Origin of the sequence: Streptomyces sp. NPDC058525 (assembly GCF_042719495.1) — a bacterium.
Classification (GTDB): domain Bacteria; phylum Actinomycetota; class Actinomycetes; order Streptomycetales; family Streptomycetaceae; genus Streptomyces.
On sequence record NZ_JBHXNP010000059.1, the window covers coordinates 1 to 4,447 of the forward strand.

Below are 4,447 nucleotides of genomic sequence, written 5' to 3' on the forward strand. Positions count from 1 at the left end.
GGCACCGCTGCGGGGGCTCCGCCCCCGAACCCCCGCGCCTCAAACGCCGGCGAGGCTGAAGTTGCCCCGGCGAAGCCTGAGACCCGGGGCAGGCGGGAGGTTGCCCGGCGGAGCCTGAGAGCTGGGGCGGGGCGGAGGATGCCATGGCGGAGCCTGAGGGCCGGGGTGGGGCCGAAGTTGCCCCCGGCGGGGCCGAAGTTGCCCCGGCAGGCCGTGGGAGGAGTTGGCGCGGGGGCCGCCGCACCCCGGGTTGCCGGGGGCGGGACGACGGCGGTCCCCGCGACGGACACGGGCCGGGTCAGGGTCGTCCGCGTCCAAGGCGTCCACGCGGTCCGGGAGCCGCTCCGGAGGTACGCAACGCCGTTCGGTGGTGCGGCCGGAGCGTTTCCGCTCCTGCCGACAACCACCACTGTGCCGGAGCCGTGTTAAGCCGGTGCTGCCGTCACATGAAGGGCCCGTACCGTTTGTGCGACCTCCCGAGGGACAGCAAGGGCGGCAGGGCCGCGGGGCGCCGAAGCCCCGCACCCCCGCCGAGCGAGCCGCAGGCTACTTCGCCGACTTGGCCAGGAACGCCAGCAGGTCCTGCCGGCTCACGACCCCGGTCGGCTTGCCCTCGACCAGGACGATCGCCGCGTCCGCCTCGCCCAGCACCGCCATCAGCTCGGACACCGGCTCGCCGGAGCCCACCTGCGGCAGCGGGGCGCTCATGTGCTTCTCCAGCGGGTCGTTCAGCGAGGCCCGCTGCGCGAACAGCGCCGCGAGGAGCTCCTTCTCGACCACGGAGCCGATGACCTCGGCCGCCATGACGTCCGGGTGGCCCGCGCCCGGCTTGACGATCGGCATCTGCGAGACGCCGTACTCGCGCAGGACCTCGATGGCCTCGCCGACGGTCTCCTCGGGGTGCATGTGCACGAGGGAGGGGATGCCGCCCTCCTTGTCGCTGAGCACGTCGCCGATGCGCGCGGCGGGCCCGGCCTCCTCGAGGAAGCCGTGTCCGGCCATCCACTCGTCGCTGAAGATCTTGCTCATGTAGCCGCGGCCGCTGTCCGGCAGCAGGACGACGACCACGTCGTCCGGGCCGAGGCCCTCGGCGGCGCGCAGGGCGGCCACGACCGCCATGCCGCAGGACCCGCCGACCAGCAGGCCCTCCTCCTTCGCGAGGCGGCGGGTCATCTGGAAGGAGTCCTTGTCGGACACCGCGATGATCTCGTCGGTCACGTTCGGGTCGTACGCGGTCGGCCAGAAGTCCTCGCCGACGCCCTCGACGAGGTACGGACGGCCCGAGCCGCCCGAGTACACCGAGCCCTCCGGGTCGGCGCCGATGACCTTGACCTTCCCGCCGCTGATCTCCTTGAGGAAGTTGCCGGTACCGGAGATCGTGCCGCCGGTGCCGACGCCCGCGACGAAGTGGGTGATCTTCCCGTCCGTCTGTTCCCACAGCTCGGGACCGGTGGTCTCGTAGTGCGAACGGGGGTTGTTCGGGTTGCTGTACTGGTCGGGCTTCCAGGCGCCCGGCGTCTCGCGCACGAGCCGGTCGGACACGTTGTAGTACGAGTCCGGGTGCTCGGGGTCGACGGCGGTCGGGCAGACCACGACCTCGGCGCCGTACGCGCGCAGCACGTTGATCTTGTCCAGGGACACCTTGTCGGGGCAGACGAAGATGCACTTGTAGCCCTTTTGCTGGGCCACGATGGCGAGTCCTACGCCCGTGTTGCCGCTGGTCGGCTCAACGATGGTGCCACCGGGCTTGAGGGCTCCGCTCTGCTCGGCGGCCTCGATCATCCGTACGGCGATCCGGTCCTTCACGGAGCCGCCGGGGTTGAAGTACTCGACCTTCGCAAGGACGGTGGCCTGGAGGCCTTCGGTCACACGGTTGAGCTTCACCAGCGGGGTGTTGCCGACGAGGCTGATCATCGAGTCGTGGAATTGCACCATGTTCTCCAAGGAGGGGACTCCACGGGTTCTCCGGGAGGCATGGCCAGAGTATGCGGAAAGGGATTGGCCGACCGTCCGTACGGGGCAGGAAGGTCATCAGGAGCAGGCAGGGAAGCGAGGTGGCCTGAAGGGTGTCCAGGGCGAGAACGGCCCGCCGGATCGCGGCGGGGGCGGCGTACGGCGGGGGCGGGCTCGGGCTGGTGGGGGTCGCCGCGGTGGGGCTGGTGCTGGCGGAGATGCAGTTCGCCAAGCGCACGGTGGGGACCGGGCTGCCGGATCCGCCGCGCGCGGACGGGCTGTACGGGAGCGAGTTCGGCGGGCCGGAACAGAGCCCGGGGCCGCTGCGCCTGGGCATGCTGGGCGACTCCACGGCCGCGGGGCTCGGCGTACGGCGGGCCCGCCAGACCCCGGCGGCCCTGCTGGCCTCGGGGCTGGCGGCGGTGGCGGAGCGGCCCGTGGAGCTGCGCAACGTGGCCGTCTCGGGGGCCATGTCGGACGACCTCGACCGGCAGGTGGGCCTGCTGCTCGACGGGCCCGCGGGCGAGGGCGCGCCGGCCCCGGACGTGTGCGTGATCATGATCGGCGCGAACGACGTGACGCGGCGGATGCCGCCGACCCAGTCGGTGCGCTGCCTGACCTCGGCCGTGCGGCGGCTGCGGCTCGCGGGGGCCGAGGTCGTCGTGGGCACCTGCCCGGACCTGGGCACGATCGAGCCGGTGTACCAGCCGCTGCGCTGGGTGGCCCGGCGGGTCTCGCGCCAGCTGGCGGCCGCCCAGACCATAGGGGTCGTCGCGCTGGGCGCCCGTACGGTCTCGATGGGGGATCTGCTGGGCCCCGAGTTCGCCGCGAACCCGCGCGAGATGTTCGGCCCGGACTCCTACCACCCGTCGGCGGAGGGGTACGCGACGGCCGCCATGGCCGTGCTGCCGACGCTGTGCGCGGCGCTCGGGCTGTGGCCGGAGTCCGACCGGCTGGACGTGTCCCGGGACGAGGACATGCTGCTGGTGGCGAAGGCGGCGTCGGCCGCGGCCGGCCAGGCCGGTACGGAGGTCACGGCGGCCCGCGGGCCCTGGGCCCTGCTCAAGCACCGGCGCAGGCGGCGGGTGCCGGGCGAGGAGCTCCCGGAGTCGGCGGCGGCCTCCGCCACGGGGGTGTCGGGCCCGGCCTGACCGCCGCGCGGGCGGCAGACCCCCGGGAGCGACCGGTATCACACGTCCCGCCCGGTGAATTCGACCGTACGGGGCGGTAACTTCGCATGCGGTCCCGCAACGACGCACCCCCTTGGAGCCCCGATGCCCGAAGCAGTCATCGTTTCCACCGCCCGCTCGCCCATCGGGCGCGCCTTCAAGGGGTCCCTCAAGGACATCCGCCCGGACGACCTGACCGCGACGATCATCCAGGCCGCGCTCGCCAAGGTTCCCGAGCTGGACCCGCGCGACATCGACGACCTGATGCTCGGCTGCGGCCTCCCCGGCGGGGAGCAGGGCCACAACCTGGGCCGCATCGTGGCCGTGCAGATGGGCATGGACCACCTGCCGGGCTGCACGATCACCCGTTACTGTTCCTCGTCCCTCCAGACCTCGCGGATGGCCCTGCACGCCATCAAGGCGGGCGAGGGCGACGTCTTCATCTCCGCGGGCGTCGAGATGGTGTCGCGCTCCGTGAAGGGCTCCTCCGACGGCCTGCCGGACACCCACAACCCGCTCTTCGCGGACGCGGAGGCCCGTACGGCCGCCGTAGCCCAGAGCGAGGGCGCGTCCTGGCACGACCCGCGCCAGGACGCCCTGATCCCCGACGCGTACATCGCCATGGGGCAGACCGCCGAGAACCTGGCCCGCCTGAAGGGCGTGACGCGCCAGGACATGGACGAGTTCGGCGTCCGCTCGCAGAACCTGGCCGAGGCCGCCATCAAGAACGGCTTCTGGGAGCGGGAGATCACCCCGGTCACCACCCCGGACGGCACGGTCGTCTCCACCGACGACGGCCCGCGCGCCGGCGTGACCCTGGAGGGCGTCGCGGGCCTCAAGCCCGTCTTCCGCCCCGACGGCCTGGTCACGGCCGGCAACTGCTGCCCGCTGAACGACGGCGCCGCGGCGCTGGTCATCATGAGCGACACCAAGGCGCGCGAGCTGGGCCTGACCCCGCTGGCCCGGATCGTCTCCACCGGTGTCACCGGCCTCTCCCCCGAGATCATGGGCCTGGGCCCGGTCGAGGCGTCGAAGCAAGCCCTGAAGCGGGCCGGCCTGACGGTCGGCGACATCGACCTGTTCGAGATCAACGAGGCCTTCGCGGCGCAGGTCATCCCGTCCTACCGGGACCTGGACATCCCGCTGGACAAGCTGAACGTCAACGGCGGGGCCATCGCCGTCGGTCACCCGTTCGGGATGACCGGTGCCCGCATCACCGGCACTCTGATCAACAGCCTGCAGTTCCACGACAAGCAGTTCGGCCTCGAAACGATGTGCGTGGGCGGCGGGCAGGGCATGGCCATGGTCATCGAGCGGCTGAGCTG

3 protein-coding genes are annotated in these 4,447 nt (G+C 72.4%); 2 read left to right on the plus strand and 1 reads right to left on the minus strand.

Annotated features, from left to right (window positions below; all coding sequences use genetic code 11):
* Nucleotides 1–546: 546 nt before the first annotated feature.
* Nucleotides 547–1,932 carry a cystathionine beta-synthase gene (locus ACFWP3_RS25400; protein ID WP_384225222.1) on the minus strand — a complete coding sequence of 462 codons (1,386 nt, stop codon included), beginning with the start codon at nt 1,930–1,932 and terminating at the stop codon, nt 547–549.
* A 134-nt stretch (nt 1,933–2,066) separates the two neighbouring features.
* Between ACFWP3_RS25400 and ACFWP3_RS25405 the strand changes: the two genes are divergently transcribed.
* Both ACFWP3_RS25405 and ACFWP3_RS25410 read left to right on the plus strand, forming a co-directional pair.
* Complete coding sequence (locus ACFWP3_RS25405) at nt 2,067–3,104, plus strand: SGNH/GDSL hydrolase family protein (RefSeq protein ID WP_384225127.1); 1,038 nt, start codon at nt 2,067–2,069, stop codon at nt 3,102–3,104.
* A gap of 123 nt (nt 3,105–3,227) precedes the next feature.
* A partial coding sequence (locus ACFWP3_RS25410; RefSeq protein ID WP_384225129.1) for an acetyl-CoA C-acetyltransferase occupies nt 3,228–4,447 on the plus strand: 1,220 nt, incomplete at its 3' end.